The following is a 20586-nucleotide window of genomic DNA, read 5'->3' on the forward strand; positions in this document are numbered from 1 at the left end:
TGGAGAGGCCCGGCCGCCGCGGTCACCCTCGCCTCCGGCGGACCACGTCCTCGTAGGTCTGCCGGAGGGTGGCGGTGACGGCCTCGATGGTGAACTGCTCGTTCACCAGCTCCCAGGCGGCCTTGCCCGCCTGCTCGGCGGCCTCCGGCTCCAGCAGCTCCAGGATCGCGTCGGCGACCTTGCGGGCGTTGGCCGCGTCCTCGCCGACCCGGCTGTCGATGACCCGGCCCGCCCCGGCCCCGGCGACGTCGGGGGCCTGTCCGCAGGTGCGGGTGATGACGACCGGGGTCCCGACCGACATCGCCTCCAGCACCGAGACCGGGAAGGGTTCCTCGATGGCGGGCAGCACGTACACGTCGGCCTCGCGCCCGGCGGCGAGCACCTCCTCGTGCTCCAGCGGCCCCACGTGGTCCAGTGAGCCGGTGACGCCCAGCTTCCGGGCGAGCGCGAGGGTCTCGTCCAGTGCGCCGGTGTCGGGCCCGGCCAGGACGAAGCGGGCCTCGGGGTGACGGGCGAGGACGTGCGGCATCGCGGCGATGAAGTCCTCGGGCCGCTTGCGCGCCTGGACCCGGGCGAGGTAGAGCACCGTGGGCGGGCGGCCGGGGTCGCGGGCCGGCTTGCGCTCCTGCGGGCGGACGCCGTTGACCAGGCGTACGGTGCGGGTGAGCTGGACGGGGGCGGCGACGGCGTTCACGTCGACGCGCTCCATCTCGGTGAGGTGCAGGACCGCGTCGGCCTCACGCAGCACCTTGCGGACCCCGAGCACGTCGGTGAGCTGGGCGGCCTTCTTCTCGGTCGGGTCGATCATGCCGTGGGTCTGTACGACCAGCGGCGTACGGGTCGCGAGCGCGAGGAGCGCGGCGGGGAGGGTCACCAGATCGCGCATCAGGTGGACGTGGACGAGGTCGGCGCCGCGCATCATGCGGTACGCGGTGCGCAGCAGGGAAGCGGAGGTGATGCCGCTGACCTCGAACATCGGGAGCAGGTGGCGCGCCTGGAAGAGGTGGACCGGAACTCCCTCCACGCTGCTGGGCAGTTCGCCGTCGGGGAAGTCGTCGCCGAGCGCCATGACGCGGGCGTCGTCACCGTTGGCACGCTGGACCTTGGAGAGGTTGAACGCCACCCGGGTCGGACCGCCGAAGGCGTGGTCCGGGGTGTGGAGCGTGACAACGTGCAGGATTTTCACCAGAGTTCCCCTCGACTATGGCCGTGTGTTCACAGCGTAGCCATCGGCCCTCCCCAAGTGGGCTGATTCGTTAGAGTGTTCAGCGGTTCACTGATCCCCGGGGGGACGCATGACGTCGGTGCACACGTCGGCGCCCGCGCCGGCACGCGGGAGGGCGGCGGGGCGCGCGCCCGGGACGGTCGACGGGCCGGCGGAGCGGCCGATCGTCTGGTCGATGCTGTCGCGCGCGGTGGCGGTGCCGCTCATCCTCGGGCTGGTCTGCTTCCTGCCCGCCGTGATCGCCGCGCAGCCCGGCACCGGGGTGCGGGACACCGCGTACTGGCTCCAGTTGGTGCTGACGTGCTACGCGGGGGCCCGTCTCGCGACGATGATCCTCTCGACCCGGCGGCGGCTGCTCCAGGGCGTCTTCTGGATGTTCGTCTACATCGCGATGGGCGTGGCTCCGTTCGCCCAGGTGGTGATCGGGCAGACGCCGACGCCCGTCGTGGGACCGCGCCAGGACCTGATCACGGCCATCTCGATGGTCCTGGTGGGGTGCGCCGCCTACGACCTGGGGGCGCTGCTGGCCTCCCGGCGCCCGCTGCGGCGCCGCAAGCCGTCGTCCCGGAGCTGGGGCCCGGCCCTGGCGCATCCCGTGCGGCTGCGGCTGCTGGTGCTGCTGGCGTTCACGGCGAGCGCGTTCTACGTCATGAAGGTGGGCGGCCCCGCGGTCTTCTTCACCAGCCGGCAGGAGATCAACGAGACCGTCGCGGCGAGCGGGGTCGCGGCGGAGGGGTCCAACGTCGGCTCGGCGTTCCTCAAGGGGTTCGGCCAGGTCCCGGCGCTGCTGGCGCTGCTCTTCTACACCCGCCGCCTGGCGACCTCCCGCCGGGCCCGGCGCTCCCCGTCCACGGTGCTCGTGTGGGTGGCGCTGGGAGCGCTGAACCTGGTGGTGAACAACCCGATCTCCAACGCCCGTTACTGGTTCCTGACGGTGCTGCTGGCCTTCGTGTTCACCGCCCTGCCGAGCAGCGCGGCGGTCTACCGCACGGTGCTGACGACGGGGGTGGTGGGGGCGCTGGTGATCTTCCCGTACGCGGACAGGTTCCGGTACGACGACGGGGCGCAGCGGCCCGCGGAGGCGGCCTCGGTCTTCGAACCGCTGGTGACCAAGGACTACGACCAGATGGTGATGTTCGCGAACACCATCTCGTGGGTCGACACCCGGGGCCACACGTACGGCCGCCAGCTCACGGGTTCGGCGCTCTTCTTCGTACCGCGTGCGCTCTGGAGCGGGAAGCCGGAGGACACCGGGGTCCGGGTCGGGCAGTGGATGGGGCTGCGGATGACCAACCTCTCGGCCCCGCTCTGGACCGAGTTCTGGGTCGACGCGGGCGCGAGCGGGATGATCGGCGGCATGGCGCTGATCGGCTACGCGGCGGCCCGCACGGACCGCCGCTACGCCCTCGCCGTCACCCGCGCGGGCCCCGGACCGGCGAGCGTGCTGGCCATCGCGGCGCCGCTGATCGCCGGGTACACCTTCATCCTGCTGCGCGGCCCCCTGCTCCAGGCGGCGGGGAAGCTGGCCATCGCCGCGCTGTGTCTGCTGCTGCTCAGTACGTTCCGGGAGCAGCGGAGGGTGCGGCGTCGGCGGTGACGCCGTCCGCCGCGCCGGTACGCCGACGCAGCCGGGCCACTCGGATCCAGGTGGCGGTGGCCTTGCAGAGCGAGCCCAGGAAGAGGCCCCAGGCGGCGCCCGGCACGCCCCCGACGGCGTAGCCGCCCGCGAGGAACGCCACGGAGGTGAGCGAGAAGACGACCTGGATGGCGAGCGTGGTGCGCGGGTCGAGCATGCGCAGGGCGAGCAGGCCGCAGGTTCCGGCGGCCATCGCGGCGTACTGGCTGCCGGTGGCGGGGAGCAGGGCGGCGGCCGTGGGCCAGGTGTCGCCGAGGAGGTGGCGGCCGGCGCCGGCGGGCAGCAGGGCGAGTGCGGTGGCCCAGAGTGCGGCGGTCGCCGCGAGGACGGCGGCGAGGGCGGCGGTGGCGCGGACCCGGCGGCGTTCGTCGGCGATGCGGCCGAGCAGCGGGGGCCCGAAGGACGTGGCCGAGGTGTAGAGGACGTTGAGCGGCCCGAACAGGGTGGTCGCTCCGCGCAGTGCGCCGACCAGGAGCGGGTTGCCGACCGCGCCGAGGCCGAGGACGGAGAGTTGGCCCGTCGCGTTGCCCACGCCGAACTCGACGGTGAAGCGCTGCCCGAGGTGGCCGCGGCGCAGCAACGGGCGCAGCCGTACCGGGGCTCTGGCGGTGGCCCGGTGGAGCAGGACCGCGGACAGCAGGAGGGCGGGCAGGGCGGACAGCCCCCAGACGGTGACGAGGCGCGCCGGGGAGGACCCGTAGGTCTGCGCGGAGAGCGCGGTGAGGACTCCGGCGAGCCGCAACAGGTCCGAGGCCAGCGCGAGATGGGGTTTGTGGAGGGTGGAGAAGGCGTAGCGCACGGCGTCCTGTCCCAGCACCACGGGGAGGACGAGGCCGAGCATCGCCAGGGCGCCGGCCGTGTCGCCGGGAAGGAGGGCGCAGACCGCGGCGAGGGGCGCGCCGACGGCGGCCGAGACGAGGACGGTGAACACGACGGCGGACCGGCACGCGCCCCGGGTCTCCTCCCCCGCCCCGCGCAGCAGCACCAGCGGCTGCCCGGTGTACGCGCCCGAGACGCCGAGGAGCACCGTGAAGACCAGGTAGACGGCGGAGAACCGGGCGAAGTCGGAGACGGTGGTGAGGCGGGCGGCGGCCACCAGCACCAGGATGTTGGTGAGCGCCGCCACCCCCTGGTCGGCGACCGAGCAGAGGACGGCGGTGCGGGCTCTCACCGGCGTGCGGCCGGCTGGGTGAAGGTGCGCAGGCCGAGGGTTTCGGTGGGGTCGCCGGTCAGTTCGGGCCCGTCCGCCTCGGCCGGGGTTCCGCCGCCCTTCCCGCCGGAGCGGCGGGTGGCGGTGGCGCGGCGCTCGGCCCGGCGCAGGCGGCCCCGGCTGGGGTGGAGGAGGGCGCCGAGGACGGACCCGCCGGAGGCGCCGATGATCTCGCGGATGCGTTCCAGGTCGCTGCGGTGCACCTCGCGCGGGTCGCAGACGATCATGACGCCCTCCACCCGGTCGACCAGGGCGACCGCGTCCGCGTAGGAGAGGACGGGCGGGGCGAGGACGATGACGACGTTGCCGGGCCGGTCCGCCTCGGCGACGATGCGGCCGACCGGCGGGGAGGTCAGGGCACGCGGGACGTTGTCGGCGGTGGTGCCGGGGATCAGGGCGAAGGCGCCGGAGCCGGGGACGTCCACGTTGGTGCGGCCGGCGGCGGGCCAGGTGCCCTCGCCCTCCTCGGCGGCCCAGCGCGGTGGACGCACCTCGTGGGCGGCCCGGCCGAGGTCGCGGGCGAGCGAGGGGGTGCGCAGGTCGGCCTCGACGAGCAGGACGTCGCGGCCCATCTCGGCGAAGGCGGCGGCCAGGTTGGCGGCTGCGGCGGCGGCCGCCGCGTTGTCGCCGCGCGGTGCGGTGACCAGGAGCCGCCGGCTCGCGGCGAAGTCGGGGTCGTAGGCGAGCCGGAAGGCGACGGCGCGGTACTCCTCGGCCAGCCGGGAACCGCTGCGGCCGATGGCCAGCAGGGCCCCGTTGGCCGTGCGTTCGCGCGGCAGGGTGCCGAGCAGGGGCGCCCCGAGGGAGTGGACGAGCTCGCGGGGGGAGCGTACGGCGGGGTCGAAGACGAGCCGCACCCAGGACAGCAGCAGGCCCAGCGCGAGGCCGACGACCCCGCCGAGGCCGAGGAGCAGGAGCAGCCCGGGGCCGGTGGGCGACGTGGGGGCGACGGGCTTCTTGTTGAGATAACCGGGGGTGGTGTCCAGGGCCTTGAGCTCGGAGATCTTCCGGCTCAGCTCGGAGATGGCGACGATGATGTTGGCGCGGGCGCTGGTGACGTCCTCGGCGGAGCCTGCCCCGGCCTGCTCCTCCAGCAGGTCGCGTTTCTCCTCCAGCGGCTTGAGCTGGGCCCGGTAGCCGTCGGACATGTTCTGGATGCTCTCCTCGGTGCGCGCCCTGCGGTGGGTCAGGTAGGCGCCCGCGAGGGCTTCGGCGCGGGCGCGGGCCTGCTCCGGGTCGGTGGCGGTGTAGGAGAAGCGGAGGGTGAGGGTGTTCGGCGGGTTGGTGACCTGGAGGCCGGTGAGGAGCTTCTGGGCGGTGACGTCGTCGCCCGCCTTGAGGAGGGTGCCGGCGGCGAGGGTGCCGACGGTGTCGCTGACGGCGGTCTGCCGCTCGGAGCCGATGTTGATGCCCTTGTCGGCGGTGGCCCCCGCGGCGAACGGGTCGGAGATCGCGGAGCGTACGAGCACCTCGCCGGTGGCCGTGTAGGTGTCCTCGCCGCCGAGGGCGAGGTAGCCGCCGCCGAGCAGCCCGATGACGACGCCGGTGGCCAGCAGGGAGCGGTAGCGCAGGAGTTGGCGGAACTGGTCGCGCAGGAGCGCCGGTTCGTCCTGATCGTCGGGGGCACGGTGCTGCGGTGTCATCGGCGGTGGCTCCCTCGGGTGTCCGGCAGGACCTCGGCGAGCAGGGCGTCGAAGCGGGCGAGGCCCGCCTCCCTGCTCAGGTGGCGGGCGACGTAGCGGGGGCCTTCGGCCCCGAGCGCGTCGGCGGCCGCCGGGTCGGCGGCCAGCTTGCGTACGGCTTCGAGCAGGGCGGCCGGGTCCTCGGGGGCGACGAGCACGCCCGCGCCCGAGCGGCGGACCTCGTCGGCGGTGCCGCCCTCGTCGGCGACGGAGGCGATCACGGGGCGTGCGGAGGTGAAGTAGGAGGTGAGCTTGGAGGGGACGCTCATGTCGAGGACCGAGGCCCGCTGGGTGACGGCGAGGACGTCGGCGGCGGCGAGGACGTCGGTGAACTCCTCAGCCCCCGCGGGCTGGAGGAAGTCCACGTTGGGCAGTCCTTCGGCACGGGCGCGCAGGGCGTCGCGCTGGTTGCCGCCGCCCATGAGGACGACGCGGACGTCGGGGGCGAGGCGGGCGGTGTCGACCAGCACCTCCAGGCCCTGCTTGAGGCCCATGTTGCCGGAGTGCAGGATCACCGGGGTGTCCGCGGGCCAGCCGAGCCGGGCCCGGGTCGCGGCCCGGTCGGCGGTGGGGCCCTGCACATGGGTCCAGTTGGGGACGATCCTGATGCGGCCGGGGTCGACGCCGAGCGCCCGGACGCCGGGGACGAAGCTCTCGTGGATGACGCCGACGAGGGCGGCCCCGCGCAGGGCGTACCGCTCGGCGGCGGCGGCGACGGCGGCGGCCCTGCCGCCGCCCCGGATGCCGCTCTGCGCCGCCGCCGCGCCCATGAGGTCCTGGACGACGGGTATGTGGGGGACGCGGTGCCTGCGGGCGATACGGGCCCCGAGGACGCCGCCGGCGAGGCTCGGCATCTGGGAGACCACGGCGTCGGGGCGGCCGGGCGGCGGGGCGAGGAGGCCGGTCGCGAGGACGCTGGCCTCGAACGCCGCGCGCTTCAGAGCGGTCTGACGGGGCGGCACGTAGTGCCGGCGTCGGTGCACGCCGACGCCGCCGCGTATCTCGACCGTCCGCCAGACGCCCCGGTACTCTTCCTCCACCTGCCAGGAGGGATAGTGGGGCAGACCGGTCAGCGCCCGGACGCGGGCGCCGGACGCGGCCCAGTGCTCGGCGAGTTGGGTCGCGTACGGACCTATGCCGGTCAGTTCCGGCGCGTAGTTGGTCGACACCACCAGAAGCCGGCGGCCTCCGAGCGGACTGGTCCCTGACGCTTCGGACATCGGACGATCGCCTTCCCCCACGGCAGCCGCCGTCCCCGGGCGGGGAGCGGCCCGTGCCGAGCTTAGCCGTTCACGGGTTGCACAAGTGTTCTTCACAGTAAGGTCGTTGGACATCGTCGGATCACGTTCACCATGGGGGGAGAGACGGATGGTGCAGCACAGGGTGGGTTACGCACCCGGGGTGTACGACCTGTTCCACGTCGGGCACCTCAACATCCTGCGGCATGCCCGCAGCCAGTGCGACTACCTCGTCGCGGGGGTCGTGTCGGACGAGATGGCCGCCCTCGCCAAGGGGCACACACCGGTCATCCCGCTCCGCGAACGACTGGAGATCGTCCGCAGCGTGCGCTTCGTGGACGCCGCGTTCGTGGAGACCGTGCCGGACAAGGTCGAGACCTGGCAGCAGGTCCGCTTCGACGTGATCTTCAAGGGTGACGACTGGCGGGGCACGGAGAAGGGTCTGAAGCTGGAGCGCGACTTCGCCGAAGTCGGCGTGGAGGTCGTCTACTTCCCGTACACCGTGCACACGTCCAGCACCCAGCTCCGCCGGGCGCTGGACGTCCTCGTCAGCCGGCCCGGAGCGCTTTCAGCTCCCTGAACCACTTGGCGAGGAAGGCCGCCAGGAACAGCGTGTGCACCGCCGCGAGCACGGCGTACCCGGTGCGGAAGGCCCCGGGTACGCCGAGCAGCAGGAACACCAGGCAGAAGACCCCGTAGTCGGCGGGCAGCAGCGCCACCGCCCGGACCGGGGAGGCCGGCGCCGCCGGGACCGCCCAGGAGGGCCCCCGGGCGCTCGCGGCGGCCTTGCCGAGCTGTTCCCGCAGCAGCCCCGCGCAGAAGGTGACCACGGCGGCCAGCTGGAAGCCCAGCGGGAGCAACAGCCAGGCGTCCGACGGAAGTTCACCGAAGCGGTAGAAGGAGATCAGGACGGCGGTGTGGACGAGCACCATCTTCCCGCAGTCCACCACGTGGTCCAGCCACTCCCCGTCGGGCCCGCCCCGCCCGGTGAGCCGGGCGAGCTGCCCGTCCGCCGAGTCGAAGGCGAAGCCGGTCACGAGGGCCGCGTAGACCAGAACGGCGAGCGTCCACGACGGTTCGACGAGTGCGACAGCCGCCAGCGCACCGAAGGTGAACAGCGCGCTGGTCAGCGTGACGTGGTTGGGCGTCATACCCGCCCGGTAGGCCCCGGCCGCGAGTACGCGCCCGGCGGGCCGGTTCACGTACCGCGAGTAGAGCGAGACGCCCTTGGCGCTCTTCTGTGCACCGCGCAGTTCGCGCAGCACCGTGCCCGTGCTTCCCATACGCCCCCCAGCGTCCGGCATGGTCCGACCGCATCATGGCACGTGGACACCGGTCCGGGGGCGTTTTGGCGCGACAGAGGGGACGCTCGGTTCGCGTGCCGGGCGGCCGGGCCGCCCGGCACGCGTTCCGGGGGCGTGAACTCCCCCGGCGGCGGGGTCACTTCTCGTCGGTGAGCTGCTCGTCGAGCTCGTCGAAGAGCAGGTCCTCGTGGTCGACCTGCCCCGTGCGGTACGCCGAGCGGGCCACCAGGTGCGAGGCCACCGGGCCGGTGAGCATCTGGAAGAACGCGATGAGGGCGAGCGTGGCGAGGTCCATGCCGCTGCGCAGCCGCAGCGCCACCCCGGCCAGCACCAGGATGATGCCGAGCGTCTGCGGCTTGGTCGCCGCGTGGCTGCGGGAGAGGACGTCGGGCAGCCGGAGCATGCCGATCACGCCGAGCAGGCAGATCGCCGCGCCGAGGAAGAGCAGCACGGCGCCGGCCGTGTCGACGACCTGGAGCCAGACGGTCATCGCGGGTCCTCCTCGGGCGCGCCGGGGCGCAGGGGGCGGGGCCGGTCGCGTACGGCGATGAAGCGGGCGATGCCCACCGAGCCGGTGAACCCGAGGAACGCCAGCACCAGCATGATCGGGAAGTAGAACGGGTCGCGGGCGAAGGCCGATTTGGCGGCGAGGCCCGCGATGATCAGGGCGGCGCAGACGTCCAGCGAGATCGCCCGGTCCAGCATGGAGGGCCCGCGCCAGATGCGGGCCAGCAGCAGGGCCCCGGCGACGAGGATCAGGACCACGGCGGCGGTCAGCAGGATCCGGTCGACCTGTTCGGGTGCGGTCATGGTGCGGGCCTCCCGGCGGCGAGCTGGGGCGGTGGAGGGGGTTCGGCGACGCGGGCGATCTCGTCGGGGGTGCCGAAGGCCCGTACGGTGAGCTCCTCCATCCGCCACACCTGGCGGCGGGCTGCTTCCAGTTCCTCGGGCCGGTCGGCGTCCAGGACGTGCAGGAAGAGGGTGGCGGTGGCCCGGCGGACCTCGATGATGGAGCCGCCGGGGACGTTGGAGACGGCGACGGCGGTGGCGGCGAGCATCAGGTCGCTGCGGCACCGCAGGGGGACGCCGATGACGGCGGCCCGGTGGGGCAGGCCGAAGAAGATCTGCCGGGTGACCTTCACCCCCGAGGTGTACATGTCGTGGAGGAGGTAGCAGGCCAGCCGGAGGATGCCCCAGAAGTGCAGCCGCAGCCCGAGGTCCACCCGGGGCAGCGGGAAGGCCAGGCAGACCGCGACCGCCACGACCAGGCCGGTGATCACGTTCGCCCAGGTCAGCGTGGACCAGAGCAGAAGCCAGATGACGGTGAGCCAGGCGATCAGCGGAAGGTCCAGCACCCGACGGCGGCGGGTGCCGAACTCGCAGCTGAGCGGCGGCAGATCGGCGTTACGGAACGAGAAGCGCAGCCCGCGTTTCACCGGCCCAGCACCTCCAGGATGTAGGGGGTCCGCTGGATGAGTTCGGCGGCCGCGCGGTCGGTGTAGGCGGTGAGCGGGTCGGCGAACACGGTGAAGGCGAGGGCGAAGAGGATGGTGGCGGCGGTGGCCGCGACCATCGGGTGGGGCAGCCGGCTGGTGGTGGTGACGGCGCGTTCGTGCAGGGTCGCGGCGACCGCCCGGCCTTCCGGGCGGCGGGCGGGCGCGATGCCCTCGTCGCCGGTGCCGGGGATGTCGTCGGGACCGGCGTCGCTGTCGTCGTCGCTGTCGTCGCCGGACTCCAGGACGGTGCCGGTGGCGGCCTGGCCGGGCGGGGCGGCGCGCCAGAAGGCCAGGTTCCAGACCTTGGCGACGACGTACAGGGTGAGCAGGCTGGTGGCGGCCGAGCCGGCTACCAGGACCCAGGCCCAGGCGCTGCCGTCCGCGACGCCGGCCCGCATCAGGCCGAGTTTGCCGATGAAGCCGGAGAGCGGCGGGATCCCGGCGAGGTTCATGGCGGGGACGAAGAAGAGCAGGGCGAGCATCGGGGCGGCCCTGGCGAGGCCGCCGAGCCGGGTCAACTCGGTGGTACCGCCGCGGCGTTCGATGAGCCCGGCGACGAGGAACAGGGTCGTCTGCACGGTGATGTGGTGGGCGACGTAGACGATGGCCCCGCCGTACGCCTCCCGGGTGGCGAGGCCGATCCCGAAGACCATGTAGCCGATGTGGCTGATCAGGGTGAAGGAGAGCAGCCGTTTGAGGTCGGTCTGGGCGACCGCGCCGAGGATGCCGATGACCATCGAGGCGAGCGCGACGGCCATGAGGAGGTCGCCGAGGCGGTTGCCGGGGAAGAGCAGGGTCTCGGTGCGCAGCATGCAGTAGACGCCGACCTTGGTGAGCAGTCCGGCGAAGACGGCGGTGACCGGGGCGGGGGCGGTCGGATAGGAGTCGGGGAGCCAGGCGGCGAGCGGGAAGACGGCGGCCTTGATCGCGAAGACGGTGAGCAGCATCGCCTGGATCAGGGTCTGCACGCCGAGGGGGAGGTCGGCGATGCGGGTGGCCAGCTGGGCGAAGTTGGCGGTGCCGGTGGCCGCGTACGTCATGGCGATGGCGGTGAGGAAGAGCATCGAGGAGAACAGCGAGATGATCACGTACGTGGAGCCCGCCCGCATCCGGGGCCCGGTGCCGCCGAGGGTGAGCAGGACGAAGCTGGCGACGAGCATGATCTCGAAGCCGACGTAGAGGTTGACCAGGTCGCCGGCGAGGAAGGTGCAGGAGACCCCGGAGACGAGGATGAGGTAGGCGGGGTGGAAGACGGCGAGCGGGGTCTCCTTGTCCCGGTCGGTCATGCCCTGGCCGAGGGAGTAGACCAGCACGCAGAGCGTGACCGCCGAGGAGACGGTGAGCATCAGCCCGGACAGCCGGTCGGCGACCAGGGTGATGCCGAGGGGCGGGGCGAAGTCGCCGAGGTGGACGGAGAGCGGGCCCTGCCGGTCGGCGGCGACCATGAGGATCACCGAGAGGGCGAGTACGGCGGTCAGCACGGCGACGCTGATGAAGCGCTGGAAGCGGGCCAGCCGGATGCCGAAGGCGAGGCTGAGGCCGGTGGCGCACAGCGGCAGCAGTACCGGCAGCGGAACGAGCGCGTTCATCCGTCGGCTCCTCGGTCTCGGGGGTAGCGGTCGTCCGCCTTGGCGTCGCCCTCGCGGGCGTAGTCCTCCGGGTCGGCGCCGAGCACGTCGTTCCAGAGGTTTCCGGAGGCGTCGCGGCCGCGGGCCTGGCGGGCCCGGTCGGCGCGGAGCCGGTCGCGGAGCCGGCGGCGCTCCTCGCGGTAGCGTTCGCGCTCGTCCGCGGTGGGCTCGGCGCCCGAGCGGAACTCGTCGCGCAACTGGGCACGTTCGGAGAGGACTTCGGCGCGCAGCACGATGCGCCGGTCCTCCAGGTCGTCGTGGACCTCGTCGGTGCCGGTGATCTGGTGGCTGCGGTAGGCCATGGCCAGCAGGAAGGCGGTGGTGGCGAGGGTGATGACGATCGCGGTCAGCGCGATGGCCTGCGGGAGCGGGTCGGTGACCCGGCTCAGGGAGACCCCGTAGAGCAGGGGGGCGGCGCCGGCGCGGCCGGTGGAGGCGAGGACCAGCAGGTTGATGCCGTTGCCGAGGATGACGGCGCCGAGCAGGATGCGGGTCAGCGGGCGGGTGAGCAGGAGGATGCCGCCGACCGCGCAGAGCACGACGGCCGTGGCGATGAGCGAGGCGCTGACGATCATCGGGGGGACCCTCCCGCTTCGGGGCCGCCTTCGGGGGCGAGGACGCCCGCCGCCCGCTCGATCTGCCGGTCGACCTTGGCGCCGAGGGCCCGCACGATGTCGAGGACGACGCCGAGGACCAGCAGGTAGACGCCGAAGTCGAAGAGGACCGAGGTGCTCAGGTGGTAGTCGCCGAAGACCGGCAGGTGCCCGTGGTAGGTGAAGGCGTGCAGGACGGTGCCGTCCACGAGGCCGAGGAGGCCGACGCCGGTGGAGATGAACAGGCCGAGGCCGGTGAAGAGTCCGGGCTGGAGGGGGGCTGCCTCGGCGAGTTCGAAGCGGCCGCCCGCCAGATAGCGGGTGATCATCGCGAGTCCGGCGACGAGCCCGGCGACGAACCCTCCGCCGGGCAGGCTCTCGGCGCAGAACAGCAGGTAGACCGAGAGCACCAGGATCGGGTGGAACAGCAGCCGGGCCACCACTTCGAAGACGATCGACCGGTGTTCGGGGGCGAGGGTGGATCCGGCGGCCAGCCAGCTGCGTTCGGGGGCCACGTCGTCGCCCTGCGGCAGCCGGGCGGAGTGCTGCGCGGACAGCGACCAGGCGGTACGGCCCTGCAACTCCTCCTGGGCCATGGTGCCTTCGCTGCGGCGGTGCAGGTAGATGAGGCTGGTGACGCCGATCGCGGCGGCGGCGAGCACGGCCGACTCCCCCATCGTGTCCCAGGCCCGCAGGTCGACGAGGATGGTGGCCACGACGTCCTTGAGCCCGTGGTCGGCGACCTCCTCGACCATGGCGGCGCCGGCCGGCTGGGCGGTGCGCGCGGCGGCGGCGACCCAGAGGCCGACGCCGACGGTGGCCGCCGAGGCGAGCGCCACGGGGATGCGGGCGGCCCGCCGCCAGGTGGAGACGGTCTCCTGGAAGTGGACGGGCATGCGGCGCAGCACCAGCACGAAGACGATCATCGATACGGTCTCGACGCAGAACTGGGTGAGCGCCAGGTCGGGAGCGCCCTGGACGACGAAGAGCAGGGCGGCGCCGTAGCCGGTCAGCCCGGCCAGGACGACGGCCTTCATGCGGCGCCGCACGGTGAGGCAGAGCAGGGCGGCCGCGCAGGTCAGGGCGGCGACCGCGCCCTGCAGCGGGTTGTCCCAGAGCCGGGGGCGCACGGCTCCGTCCCAGGGGGTGTCGACCACCAGGACGGCGAGCTGCCCGGCGAGCATCACGAGCAGGGTGGTGGCCAGGTAGACGGACAGGGAGCCGCGCTGGATGAAGCCGGTGACCTGGAGGGCGAGACGTTCCTGCCCGAGCAGCAGATGGCCGAAGACGCTGTCGGCGGTGGGCCAGGCGATCCGCCGGGAGATCCGCGTGACGTGCGTGCGTCCGAGGAAGAGCACGGCGCCCGCCGCCCAGGCGAGGGCGGAGAGCAGCAGGGCGGTCCCGAGCCCGTGCCAGAGGGCGAGGTGGTACGGGTGGGGGTCGGCCGGGAACGTGTCGGCGTACGCGCCGAGCAGCCGGTCCGTCCATCCGACGCCGGGCCCGAGGACCAGGCCGAGGACGGCGAGCAGGGCGGGCGGCGCGAGGAAGGCCCACCCGACGCCGTGCACGGGGGTGTCGGGAAGGCCGGGCTTGCGTGCGAAGGCGCCCCAGACGAACCGCAGGGTGTACGCGGTGGTCAGCGCGGACCCGGCCACGACGACGGCCAGCGCCCACCGTTCGGCGGTGGTGCCGTGCAGCAGCGCCTCGAACGCCGCCTCCTTCGCGGCGAAGCCGAGCAGCGGTGGCAGGGCGGCCATGGAGGCGGCGGCGAGCACGGCGACGGCGGCGACGTACGGCAGGGAGCGGCCGACGCCGGAGAGCCTGCGCAGGTCGCGGGTGCCGGTCGCGTGGTCGACGATGCCGGTGACGAGGAAGAGCGGGGCCTTGAAGAGGGCGTGGCCGAGGATCATCGCGACGGCGGCGAGGGCGGCGTTCCGGTTGCCGGTCCCGGCGAGCAGGGTGAGGAAGCCGAGCTGGCTGACGGTCCCGTAGGCGAGGACGAGCTTGAGGTCGTTCAGGCGCAGCGCCCGCCAGCCGCCGAGCAGCATGGTCGCGCCGCCGAGGACGAGGACGACGGGTTTCCAGACGGGGACGTCGGCGAAGGCGGGGGCGAGCCGGGCGACCAGGTAGACGCCGGCCTTGACCATCGCGGCGGCGTGCAGGTAGGCGCTGACGGGGGTCGGAGCGGCCATGGCGTTCGGCAGCCACATGGAGAACGGCCAGATCGCGGACTTCGACAGGGCCCCGCAGAGCACGAGGACGACGGCGACGGAGACGGCGAGCGTCGCCTCGGGCGGGTCGGCGACGATGGCGGAGATCCGGTACGTCCCGGCGGCGTGGCCGAGGATCAGGAAGCCGACGAGCATGGCGAGCCCGCCGAGGGTGGTGACGACGAGGGCCTGGAGGGCGGAGCGGCGGCTGTGCCGGTGTTCGCTGCCGTGGCCGATCAGCAGGTAGGAGAAGACCGTGGTCAGCTCCCAGAAGACGTAGAGCGTGATCAGGTCGTCGGCGAGGACGAGGGCGAGCATCGCGCCGGCGAAGGCGAGGAGGTTGCCCGCGAAGCGGCCGAGCTGCGGGGTGTCGTCGGTGAAGTAGGAGGCGCAGTAGAGCAGGACGAGCGCGCCGACCCCGGCGGCGAGCAGCACCATCAGCTCGGACAGGGCGTCGAGCCGCAGGTCCACGGCGACGCCGTAGTCCGGGATCCACTGCCAGGACCAGGTGTCCGCGCCGCCGGACGCGGCGGTGTTCCAGCGGGTGAGGGCCCAGACGGTGGCGGCCGCCGGGGGCGTCGCGAGCACGACGAACGCCCGCCGGCCCAGCCGGTGGACCAGCGGGCCCGCGCAGGCCGCCAGGGCGAAGTGGGCGACGATGAGCGCGATCACGGCGAGCGGTCCGGTCGGAACAGTGGGACATCCGGGATAAATTGCACTTAATACAGATATATCTCCCGAGCCGCTTCACCCGTCCGGCGCGCCGCGCGAACCCCGTTCCCTGTCTCCGGTCGCGGGAGTCACGGGGTGGGCGGGCGGGGTTCACCTCACGGCAGCACCGCGATCCCGTCGATCTCGACCATCGCCTGTTCGTCCCAGAGCCGGGCCACCCCGATGACCGCCATCGCCGGGTAGTCGCGTCCGGCGAGCCGGCGCCAGATCCGGCCCAGCTCGGGGGCGTGGGAGCGGTAGTCGTCCACGTCGGTGGCGTACACGGTGACCCGGGTGAGGTCGGCGGGAGCGCCGCCTGCCGCGTGCAGGGCGGTGAGCAGATTGCCCAGCGCGACGGCGAACTGGTCGGGCAGGGTGTCCCCGACGACCTTGCCCTGCGGGTCGAGCGCGGTCTGTCCGGCGAGGAAGACCAGGTGCCCGCCGGTGGCGACGACCGCGTGGCTGAATCCGGTGGGCGGGGAGAGTTCGGCGGGGTTGATCCGGTGCGACGGGCTCATGCGGGCGGCTCCTGGGTCGTCGGGGTGGCCGCGCCCGGCGGTGCGGGGACGGCGGGCCCGGTCGGCGTGGCGGCCGGCTGCGGGGTGCGCGACGCGCGGGCGGTGGGCCGGTCACGTTCGGGCGGGGACGGCTCTGCGGCGGCGTGCGCGTACAGCTCCTTGGCGATGATGGCGCGCTGCACCTCGCTCGCGCCCTCGTAGATGCGCGGCGCGCGGACCTCGCGGTAGAGGTGTTCCAGCAGGTGGCCCCGGCGCAGGGCGCGGGCGCCGTGCAGTTGGACGGCGGTGTCGACCACGTACTGCGCGGTCTCGGTGGCGTACAGCTTGGCCATGGCCGCGCGGCGCGGTACGCCGCCCTCCCCCGCGTCGTACGCCGCTGCCGCCGCGTACACCAGGAGGCGGGCGGCCTCGGTGCGGGTGGCCATCTCGGCGACCTGGTGCGAGACGGCCTGGAGGTCGCTCAGCGGGCCGCCGAACGCGGTCCGGCGGGCGGTGTGGTCCACGGTCGCGTCCAGTGCGGCGCGCGCCATGCCCACGGCGAAGGCGCCGACGCTGGGCCGGAGGAGGTTGAGGGTGTTCATCGCGACGTGGAAGCCCCGGTCGGGCTCGCCCAGGACGTCGTCGGCGGTGACCGGTACGCCGTCGAACTCCAGGGTGCCGATGGGGTGCGGGGAGAGCATGTCGAGGGCGGAGCCGGTGAGTCCGGGCCGGTCGGCGGGGACCAGGAAGGCGGTGATGCCCCGGGAGCCCGCGCCGGGGGTCGTCCGGGCGAAGACCACGGCGAAGTCGGCCTCGGGGGCGTTGGAGATCCAGCACTTCTCGCCGGTGAGCGCCCAGCCGGCCGGGGTGGGCTCGGCGGCCAGGGCCAGGGCCGCCGCGTCGGAGCCCGCGCCCGGCTCGCTCAGCGCGAACGCGGCGACGGCCCGCCCGGCCCGGACCTCGGGCAGCCACCGTTCGCGGTGGGCGGGGGTGCCGGCCTGGACGATCGGAGTGGCGCCGAGCCCCTGGAGGGCGAGGGCGGTCTCGGCCTCGGTGCAGCCCCGGGCCAGGGATTCGCGCAGCAGGCACAGGTCCAGCGCCCCGGAGCCGAGCATCCGGCCGAGGAGGCCGAGGTCCCCGAGGGCGCTCAGCAGCGGGCGGTTGACGCGGCCCGGCCGCCCCTTCTCCGCCAGGGGCCGCAGCTCCCGCTCGGCGAGGGTACGCAGCTCCTCGCACCAGGCGGTTTGTTCCGGTTCGAGGGAGAATGCCGTCATGGCGGCGCCTCTCTGGTCGCGTCCTGTCGCATGTCCGCCCTGTCGCGCCACTGTCCTATCGCGGACCGTTGACTACCGTCACCCAAACGATACGCTCCAGAGGCGACAAGGGGGCGATCCTTCATGGAGCCGAATTCCTCGCAGTCCACGCCCGCACCCGCCGATGCCGCGTCCGCACGCGGCCCCGGTGGACGTCCCGGGGCGCCCGGGCCCGTTCCCGGCGCCCATGTCGACACGTTCGCGCGCGACCACCTCCCGCCGCCGGAGCTGTGGCCCGAGCTGATCCTGGACGACCCCGTGCCGCGCTACCCCGACCGGCTGAACTGCGGCCGGGAGCTGCTGGACCGGACCGTCGAGGAGTACGGCCCCGACCGGCCGGCGCTGCGCTCGGACGACGGGAGCGTGTGGAGCTACGGCGAGCTGCGGGAGACGGTGGACCGGATCGCCCGGGTGCTGACGGAGGACCTGGGCGTGGTGCCGGGCAACCGGGTGCTGCTGCGCGGGCCGACCACCCCCTGGCTGGCCGCCTGCTGGCTCGCCGTCATGAAGGCGGGCGCGGTCGCCGTCACCGTACTGGCGCAGGCGCGCGCCGCCGAGCTGGCCACCGTCTGCTCGCTGGCGCGGATCGGCCACGCCCTGTGCGACGCCCGCTCGGTACGGGATCTGGCGCAGGCGGACGCCGAGGGGCTGCGGATCACGCTGTTCGGCGGGGACGGGCCCGATGACCTGACGCGCCTGGCGGAGCGGCGGAGCGGGCCGTTCCGGGCGGTGGACACGGCCGCCGACGAGGTCGCGCTCATCGCCTTCACCTCGGGGACCACCGGGCGGCCCAAGGGCTGCATGCATCTGCACCGGGACCTTCTGGCGATCGCGGACACCTTCTCCCGCCGGGTGCTGCGCCCCACGCCCGAGGACGTGTTCGCGGGGAGCCCGCCGCTCGGCTTCACCTTCGGGCTCGGCGGGCTGCTGGTCTTCCCCCTGCGGGCGGGGGCGTCGGCGCTGCTGCTGGAGCAGGCGGGACCGGGCCGGCTCCTGCCCGCGCTGGAGCGGCACCGCGTCTCGGTGCTGTTCACCGCGCCGACCGCCTACCGCGCGATGCTCGGCGAGCTCGACGGCCACGACCTGTCGGCGCTGCGGCGGTGCGTGTCGGCCGGGGAGAACCTGCCGGCGGCGACCTGGCACGCCTGGCACGAGGCGACCGGACTGCGCATCATCAACGGCATCGGGGCCACCGAGCTGCTGCACATCTTCATCTCGGCCGCCGACGACGCGATCCGCCCCGGTCTGACAGGGGTGCCGGTGCCGGGCTGGCAGGCCCGGGTGGTGGACGAGCAGGGGGAGGAACTGCCCGACGGCGAACCGGGACTGCTCGCCGTGCGCGGCCCGGTCGGCTGCCGCTATCTGGCCGACCCCCGGCAGACGGAGTACGTGCGGCACGGCTGGAACATGACCGGCGACACCTTCGTCCGCGAACCGGACGGCTACTTCCGCTACGTGGCCCGCGCCGACGACATGATCATCTCCTCCGGCTACAACATCGCGGGTCCCGAGGTGGAGGACGCCCTGCTGCGCCACCCGGAGGTCGCGGAGGCGGCCGTGGTGGGGCGGGCGGACGAGCTGCGCGGCGAGATCGTGGTGGCGCACGTGGTGCTGCGGGAGGGCTCGGAGCTGACGGCGGACTCGCTGCGCGCCCACATGAAGGCCGCCCTCGCCCCGCACAAGTGCCCCCGCGTCTTCGTGTTCGACCGGTCCCTGCCCCGTACCGCGACGGGGAAGCTCCAGCGGTTCCTGCTCCGGGACCAGCCGCTCCAGGTGTACGGACCAGGACCGACTCGATCCCGCCCATGGCCCCCGCACGCGTAGGGAGTCACGGCTAGGGTCGCCCGCATGGTGAAGAGGCTTCCGTTCGACGATGCGCTGCGCTCCTCCGTGGGCGTTCCGAAGCGGAGCAGGCTTCTGGACAGCAGTCCGCGTTCCCGGGTGTGGCGGGTCCGGCTGGCCGACCGGAGTCTGGTGATCGTCAAGCAGATCACCGACGGCGGGGACACGGGCGCCGACGCCGACACGCGCTTCGCGCGGGAGGTCGCCGGGCTGCGTCTGGCGGGGCGGGCGACCGGGCCCGCCGTGGCGCCGGCGGTGATCGCCACGGACGCGCCCGCACGGGTGATGGTCCTCGATCACCTGCACGACCTGGGCAGGACGGACGACTGGATGCCCGGGTACGCCGCGTCGCTCGCCCGGCTGCACGCCCTGACCGGGCCCGGCGACGCGGGCGCGCTCCCGGCCTGGTCGGGGCCGACGGCCGCCGACGTGGACTCCTTCCTCGCCCTCGCCCGGGCGCTCGACGTACCCGTTCCGCCCCGGGCGGTCGAGGAACTCACCGCGCTCCTGGACCGGTTGGACCCCGCCCCTCATCATGCGCTGCTGCACGGCGACCCGTGCCCCGGCAACGACCTGCGCACCGCCGAGGGGGTCCGTTTCGTCGACTTCGAACGGGCCTCGCTCGGCAACGGACTGGTCGAACTCGCGTACTTCCGGATCGGCTTCCCCACCTGTTGGTGCGCGATGTCGGTCACCGCGGCCCCGCTCGCGGAGGTCGAGGACGTCTACCGGACCACCTGGCGCGGCCTCACGGGCAGGGAGGTGCCGGGCGACCTCGCCGACGCGTGCGCCGGCTGGCTGATCCAGGGAGACGCGCTCGTCGAGCGGGCCCACCGCGGGACGGTCGACCAGCTCGCCCGGGTACCCGCCGAGGACTTCGCGTGGGGCCGCGTCTCCGCCCGTGAGCGGCTCGTCCACCGCCTCGGCGTGGTCGCCGGCATGACCCGCGACCACGATCGTCTCCACGCCGTGGGCCGCCTCAGCTCCGCCCTGGCCGTACGGCTGCTGGAACGCTGGCCGAAGCTGCGGCCCCTGCCCACCCACGAGGCCCGCCCATGGTTCTAGGCGTCTTCGAGCTGTCGGCCGGCCCGGACGTCGAGGGTGACCGACATGTCGATCCCCCCGTGCTGCGTTGATCGACGTCTCACCTTCGTCCTAGGGTGATCACGTGGCCGAGTCGCGCACCCCCCGCTCCCTCATCGTCTCGCTCTACGGTGCGTACGGCCGTCCGGCGGACGGCTCGCCGTTCGCGGTGTCGGAGCTGATCCGCCTGCTGCACGCGGTGGGCGTGGACGCCCCGTCCGTACGTTCCTGCGTCTCGCGGCTCAAGCGGCGCGGTCTGCTGGTCGCGGCCCGCGCGGCGGACGGGTCGGCGGGGTACGCGCTGTCGCCGGAGGCCCGGCAGGTGCTGGACGACGGGGACCGGCGGATCTACGGGCGGCCGGTGCCCCTGCTGTCCGACGGCTGGGTCCTCGCGGTGTTCTCCGTGCCCGAGGCGGAGCGCAGCAAGCGCCATCTGCTCCGCTCCCGGCTGGCCAGGCTGGGCTTCGGCACCGCCGCGCCCGGGGTGTGGATCGCGCCGGCCGGACTGTACGAGGAGACCCGGCACACCCTGGAACGCCTCGGACTCGCCCCGTACGTCGACCTGTTCCGCGGCGACCACCTCGGCTTCGCCGCCACCCGCGAGACGGCGGCCCGCTGGTGGGACCTGGACACGGTGGCGCGCCTGCACCGCGACTTCCTGGAGCTGCACGAGCCGGTGCTGTGGGAGTGGGAGGAGTCCGGGGCCGACGGCCCGCCCCGCCCGCAGGCCGCCTACCGGGACTATCTGCTGGCGCTGGACTCCTGGCGGCAACTCCCGTACGCGGACCCGGGCCTGCCCGTCGAGCTGCTGCCGGACGACTGGCCCGGCGGACGGTCGGCGGAGGTCTTCGGCCGCCTGCACGAGCTGCTCCGGGACGCCGGGGAGCGGTACGTACGGGAGTGACCTCCGCGCGACGG

18 protein-coding genes are annotated in these 20586 nt (G+C 73.7%); 5 read left to right on the forward strand and 13 right to left on the reverse strand.

The annotated features are described in order from the left end of the window. Window positions 1–22 precede the first annotated feature (22 nt). A complete protein-coding gene (locus IF19_RS0101910) occupies window positions 23–1186 on the reverse strand; it encodes a glycosyltransferase (RefSeq protein WP_030114756.1) in 1164 nt (387 codons plus the stop codon). Between the two features lie 109 nt (window positions 1187–1295). On the opposite strand from IF19_RS0101910, the gene IF19_RS0101915 reads away from it, so the two are divergent. Further along, the gene (locus IF19_RS0101915; RefSeq protein ID WP_030276116.1) at window positions 1296–2822 is read left to right on the forward strand and encodes a hypothetical protein; all 1527 of its coding nucleotides are present in this window, start codon (window positions 1296–1298) and stop codon (window positions 2820–2822) included. Here IF19_RS0101915 and IF19_RS0101920 read toward each other — a convergent pair. The 3 genes from IF19_RS0101920 to IF19_RS0101930 are packed head-to-tail and all read right to left on the reverse strand — an operon-like array spanning window position 2779 to window position 6973. Next, a complete protein-coding gene (locus IF19_RS0101920) occupies window positions 2779–4032 on the reverse strand; it encodes an MATE family efflux transporter (RefSeq protein ID WP_030114754.1) in 1254 nt (417 codons plus the stop codon). The genes IF19_RS0101915 and IF19_RS0101920 overlap by 44 nt on opposite strands. Beyond that, window positions 4029–5714, reverse strand: a complete 1686-nt coding sequence (locus IF19_RS0101925) for an LPS biosynthesis protein (RefSeq protein WP_030114753.1) — start codon at window positions 5712–5714, stop codon at window positions 4029–4031. Before IF19_RS0101925 ends, IF19_RS0101920 begins: the two co-directional genes overlap by 4 nt. After that, entirely contained in the window at window positions 5711–6973 is a 1263-nt protein-coding gene (locus IF19_RS0101930; RefSeq protein ID WP_030276115.1) for a glycosyltransferase, read from the reverse strand. The genes IF19_RS0101925 and IF19_RS0101930 overlap by 4 nt, the downstream gene beginning before the upstream one ends. Window positions 6974–7121: 148 nt before the next feature. Here IF19_RS0101930 and IF19_RS0101935 point away from each other — a divergent pair, with 148 nt between their 5' ends. Then, window positions 7122–7571, forward strand: coding sequence for an FAD synthase family protein (locus IF19_RS0101935; RefSeq protein WP_030114750.1), 450 nt, complete (start codon window positions 7122–7124; stop codon window positions 7569–7571). Here IF19_RS0101935 and IF19_RS0101940 read toward each other — a convergent pair. From IF19_RS0101940 to IF19_RS0101980, 9 genes are all read right to left on the reverse strand, one after another. Next, on the reverse strand, window positions 7540–8274 hold the full coding sequence (locus IF19_RS0101940) for a CDP-alcohol phosphatidyltransferase family protein (RefSeq protein WP_030114749.1): 735 nt from the start codon (window positions 8272–8274) through the stop codon (window positions 7540–7542). The genes IF19_RS0101935 and IF19_RS0101940 overlap by 32 nt on opposite strands. Before the next feature lie 157 nt (window positions 8275–8431). Further along, complete coding sequence (gene mnhG, locus IF19_RS0101945) at window positions 8432–8785, reverse strand: monovalent cation/H(+) antiporter subunit G (protein WP_030114748.1); 354 nt, start codon at window positions 8783–8785, stop codon at window positions 8432–8434. Then, complete coding sequence (locus IF19_RS0101950) at window positions 8782–9105, reverse strand: MrpF/PhaF family protein (RefSeq protein ID WP_030114747.1); 324 nt, start codon at window positions 9103–9105, stop codon at window positions 8782–8784. The genes mnhG and IF19_RS0101950 overlap by 4 nt, the downstream gene beginning before the upstream one ends. After that, complete coding sequence (locus IF19_RS0101955) at window positions 9102–9731, reverse strand: Na+/H+ antiporter subunit E (RefSeq protein ID WP_030114746.1); 630 nt, start codon at window positions 9729–9731, stop codon at window positions 9102–9104. Before IF19_RS0101955 ends, IF19_RS0101950 begins: the two co-directional genes overlap by 4 nt. Then, on the reverse strand, window positions 9728–11380 hold the full coding sequence (locus IF19_RS0101960) for a Na+/H+ antiporter subunit D (RefSeq protein WP_030114745.1): 1653 nt from the start codon (window positions 11378–11380) through the stop codon (window positions 9728–9730). The genes IF19_RS0101955 and IF19_RS0101960 overlap by 4 nt, the downstream gene beginning before the upstream one ends. Next, window positions 11377–11994 carry a Na(+)/H(+) antiporter subunit C gene (locus tag IF19_RS0101965; RefSeq protein ID WP_030114744.1) on the reverse strand — a complete coding sequence of 206 codons (618 nt, stop codon included), beginning with the start codon at window positions 11992–11994 and terminating at the stop codon, window positions 11377–11379. The genes IF19_RS0101960 and IF19_RS0101965 overlap by 4 nt, the downstream gene beginning before the upstream one ends. Further along, window positions 11991–14894 carry a Na+/H+ antiporter subunit A gene (locus tag IF19_RS0101970; RefSeq protein ID WP_030114743.1) on the reverse strand — a complete coding sequence of 968 codons (2904 nt, stop codon included), beginning with the start codon at window positions 14892–14894 and terminating at the stop codon, window positions 11991–11993. The genes IF19_RS0101965 and IF19_RS0101970 overlap by 4 nt, the downstream gene beginning before the upstream one ends. A 155-nt stretch (window positions 14895–15049) precedes the next feature. Then, window positions 15050–15451 carry a RidA family protein gene (locus IF19_RS0101975; protein WP_030114742.1) on the reverse strand — a complete coding sequence of 134 codons (402 nt, stop codon included), beginning with the start codon at window positions 15449–15451 and terminating at the stop codon, window positions 15050–15052. Continuing rightward, entirely contained in the window at window positions 15448–16704 is a 1257-nt protein-coding gene (locus IF19_RS0101980; RefSeq protein WP_030114741.1) for an acyl-CoA dehydrogenase family protein, read from the reverse strand. Before IF19_RS0101980 ends, IF19_RS0101975 begins: the two co-directional genes overlap by 4 nt. A 123-nt stretch (window positions 16705–16827) precedes the next feature. On the opposite strand from IF19_RS0101980, the gene IF19_RS0101985 reads away from it, so the two are divergent. The 3 genes from IF19_RS0101985 (at window position 16828) to IF19_RS0101995 (ending at window position 20572) form a co-directional block, all read left to right on the forward strand. After that, on the forward strand, window positions 16828–18567 hold the full coding sequence (locus IF19_RS0101985) for an AMP-binding protein (protein ID WP_050493741.1): 1740 nt from the start codon (window positions 16828–16830) through the stop codon (window positions 18565–18567). Between the two features lie 24 nt (window positions 18568–18591). After that, window positions 18592–19650: a phosphotransferase gene (locus IF19_RS0101990; RefSeq protein ID WP_030276113.1), complete on the forward strand. Its 1059-nt coding sequence runs from the start codon at window positions 18592–18594 to the stop codon at window positions 19648–19650. 103 nt (window positions 19651–19753) lie between these two features. After that, window positions 19754–20572, forward strand: coding sequence for a PaaX family transcriptional regulator (locus tag IF19_RS0101995; RefSeq protein WP_030114736.1), 819 nt, complete (start codon window positions 19754–19756; stop codon window positions 20570–20572). The last annotated feature ends 14 nt before the right edge of the window (window positions 20573–20586 follow it).

The organism is Streptomyces californicus, from assembly GCF_000717645.1.
In the GTDB taxonomy this organism is placed as follows: Bacteria; Actinomycetota; Actinomycetes; order Streptomycetales; family Streptomycetaceae; genus Streptomyces; species Streptomyces californicus.

Excerpts from the sequence above, each read along its gene's own strand:
- IF19_RS0101925 (WP_030114753.1), bottom strand. The coding sequence starts at position 5,714 with ATGACACCGCAGCACCGTGCCCCCGACGATCAGGACGAACCGGCGCTC.
- IF19_RS0101965 (WP_030114744.1), bottom strand. The coding sequence starts at position 11,994 with ATGATCGTCAGCGCCTCGCTCATCGCCACGGCCGTCGTGCTCTGCGCG.
- IF19_RS0101975 (WP_030114742.1), bottom strand. The coding sequence starts at position 15,451 with ATGAGCCCGTCGCACCGGATCAACCCCGCCGAACTCTCCCCGCCCACC.
- IF19_RS0101960 (WP_030114745.1), bottom strand. The coding sequence starts at position 11,380 with ATGAACGCGCTCGTTCCGCTGCCGGTACTGCTGCCGCTGTGCGCCACC.
- IF19_RS0101980 (WP_030114741.1), bottom strand. The coding sequence starts at position 16,704 with ATGACGGCATTCTCCCTCGAACCGGAACAAACCGCCTGGTGCGAGGAG.
- IF19_RS0101950 (WP_030114747.1), bottom strand. The coding sequence starts at position 9,105 with ATGACCGCACCCGAACAGGTCGACCGGATCCTGCTGACCGCCGCCGTG.
- IF19_RS0101940 (WP_030114749.1), bottom strand. The coding sequence starts at position 8,274 with ATGGGAAGCACGGGCACGGTGCTGCGCGAACTGCGCGGTGCACAGAAG.
- IF19_RS0101915 (WP_030276116.1), top strand. The coding sequence starts at position 1,296 with ATGACGTCGGTGCACACGTCGGCGCCCGCGCCGGCACGCGGGAGGGCG.
- IF19_RS0101985 (WP_050493741.1), top strand. The coding sequence starts at position 16,828 with ATGGAGCCGAATTCCTCGCAGTCCACGCCCGCACCCGCCGATGCCGCG.
- IF19_RS0101930 (WP_030276115.1), bottom strand. The coding sequence starts at position 6,973 with ATGTCCGAAGCGTCAGGGACCAGTCCGCTCGGAGGCCGCCGGCTTCTG.
- IF19_RS0101935 (WP_030114750.1), top strand. The coding sequence starts at position 7,122 with ATGGTGCAGCACAGGGTGGGTTACGCACCCGGGGTGTACGACCTGTTC.
- IF19_RS0101990 (WP_030276113.1), top strand. The coding sequence starts at position 18,592 with ATGGTGAAGAGGCTTCCGTTCGACGATGCGCTGCGCTCCTCCGTGGGC.
- mnhG (WP_030114748.1), bottom strand. The coding sequence starts at position 8,785 with ATGACCGTCTGGCTCCAGGTCGTCGACACGGCCGGCGCCGTGCTGCTC.